The sequence below is a fragment of the Arthrobacter celericrescens genome, assembly GCF_003614925.1.
Lineage (GTDB): Bacteria > Actinomycetota > Actinomycetes > Actinomycetales > Micrococcaceae > Arthrobacter > Arthrobacter celericrescens.
Map to the genome: position 1 here is coordinate 1 of NZ_QYLP01000051.1, position 1,426 is coordinate 1,426.

Annotated in this window: 1 protein-coding gene; it reads left to right on the forward strand. The window is 68.3% G+C overall.

Annotated elements, in window-relative coordinates:
* Nucleotides 1–1,241, forward strand: a 1,241-nt coding sequence (locus tag D3654_RS11835) for a transposase (protein WP_120521701.1), incomplete at its 5' end; no start/stop codon positions are given.
* Nucleotides 1,242–1,426: the final 185 nt, after the last annotated feature.

The window sequence follows — 1,426 nt, forward strand, 5'->3', positions numbered from 1 at the left end:
TGACGTACTGGCGCAGGCGCCTGGCCGCCTCCGAGAACCCGCACCGGATCATGGAAGCCATCGCCGAGGTCGTCGCGGAAACCGGGGTCCTCGCGGGCAAGCGCCGCCGGGCGGTGGACTCCACGGTCCTGGACGACGCGGTCGCCAGGCAGGACACCATCACGCAGATCATCGCCGCGATCCGCCGCTTCGGCCGCGACATCCCTGGTGGGCAGGAACTGCTGAGCACCCACGCTCAAGGGTGTGACTACACACGCACCGGCAAACCGGACATCGACTGGGACGACCAGGATGCCAGGGACGGGCTGGTTTCGGCGTTGGTCACCGACGCGCTGGGCCTGCTGGCGGCGGTGAATCCCGAGACCTTGGAGGGTAAGGCGGCCGATGCGTACGCACTACTGGCACTGGTCGCCGGGCAGGACGTGGAACCGGCCGAGGATTCGGACGGGACCGACGGGCGGTGGCGGATCGCCCGCAAGGTCGCCCCGGACCGGATGATCTCCACCGTGGACCCCGACGCCCGGCACGCGCACAAGACCCAGTCCCGCCAGCAGGACGGATTCAAGGCCCACATTGTCATCGAGCCCGACACCGGGCTGGTCACCGCCGCGGAGCTGACCAAGGCCTCCGGACCGGAAAACAGCGACGGAACCGTCGGTGCCCGGCTACTCACCATGGATCCCACAATCGGCGGCACCAGTGTGGACGTCCTGGCCGATTCGGCCTACGGCACGGGAGACATGCTCGCCGCCCTCGCGGCCGCCGGGCATCTTCCGGTGATCAAACCCTGGCCGCTGCGCCCGGCAGTGGAGCGCGGGTTCACCCTCGATGACTTCACCGTCGATGAAGCAGCCGGCACCGTGACCTGCCCGCACGGGCTCACCCGCAAGATCACCGCCAAGCGGCGGGTCACGTTCGGGGCCGCCTGCACGGGCTGTCCTTTCCGGGCCCGATGCACCACCTCGCCCCGGGGACGCAAGCTCGTTCTCCACGAACACGACGCGTTGCAGCGCGAACACCGCCATCGCGCCGCGGACCCGGCCTTCCAGCAGACCTACCGCACGCACCGGCCCATGGTCGAACGGTCCATCGCCTGGCTCACCCGCGGCAACCGCCGCGTTCGGCACCGCGGCACCACGAAGAACAACGCCTGGCTGAACCTACGGATCGCGGCACTGAACCTGCGACGCCTGCTCAACCTCGGACTTCACGAGAACAATGGATCATGGGCGCTAGGATAACCCACCGCCCGCAGCCAGCCAATCAATCCCACCACTGGATGAGCCCCACATATGGGTGCAGAATGAACCCAGCGGGCGGAACGACCCCGTTGTCGCACCCACGGGTGCTGACCCGAACACGCCGCTTGACGGCCATTGGTGGCGTTCCGCCCGCCCCACGATCACGTTGTTCAGCAGTCTCCTAG